We start from the raw sequence: 666 nt of genomic DNA, 5'->3' as shown, positions 1-666 counted from the left end.
CCGTGGAAGACGGTCTACCAGCGGAAACGCAGGTGGGCGATGGACGGCACCTGGACGCGGATCTGCGCGGCGTTGCGGATCGACTGCGACGCCGAGGAAGGCGACGAGTGGACGGTCGGGGTGGACACCTCCTCGATCCGGGCGCACCAGCACGCGGCGGGTGCTCGGCACGCCCCAGCGGCGGATCACCCAAAAAGGGGGAAGCCGCAAGGGACGAAAAGGGCGGAAGGGAAGCCCTCGGCCGCTCCCGGGGCGGGTTGACCACCAAGCTGCACCTGGCCGCTGACCGGCGTTGCCGTCCGATCGCCCGGCACACCACGTGCGGGCAGCGGGCCGACTGCACCGGCTTCACGCAGGTCATGGCCGCCATCCGGATCCCGCGCCGGGTCGGTCGGCCGCGTACCCGCCCCGGGCATGTCCTGGCTGACAAGGCGTACAGCTCGAAGGCCATCCGTGCTCACCTACGCCGCCGCGGCATCAAGGCCACGATCCCGATCAAGGCCGATCAGGCGGCCAACCGCCGCAAGAAGGGATCCCGCGGCGGCCGGCCACCGAACTTCGACCGGGAGCGCTACAAGCAGCGCAACACCGCTGAGCGGGCGTTCAACAAGCTCAAGCAGTTCCGGGCGGTCGCGACCAGGTACGACAAGCGCGACTACATGTACC

1 pseudogene is annotated in these 666 nt (G+C 70.0%); it reads left to right on the top strand.

What is annotated here, in order from left to right:
• A pseudogene (locus ABGB16_RS33910) lies at window positions 1-666 on the top strand (IS5 family transposase); the annotation flags it as partial.

This window comes from Micromonospora sp. B11E3, assembly GCF_039871625.1.
Taxonomy (GTDB): domain Bacteria; phylum Actinomycetota; class Actinomycetes; order Mycobacteriales; family Micromonosporaceae; genus Micromonospora.
This window is presented reverse-complemented; position numbering and strand designations above follow the sequence as displayed.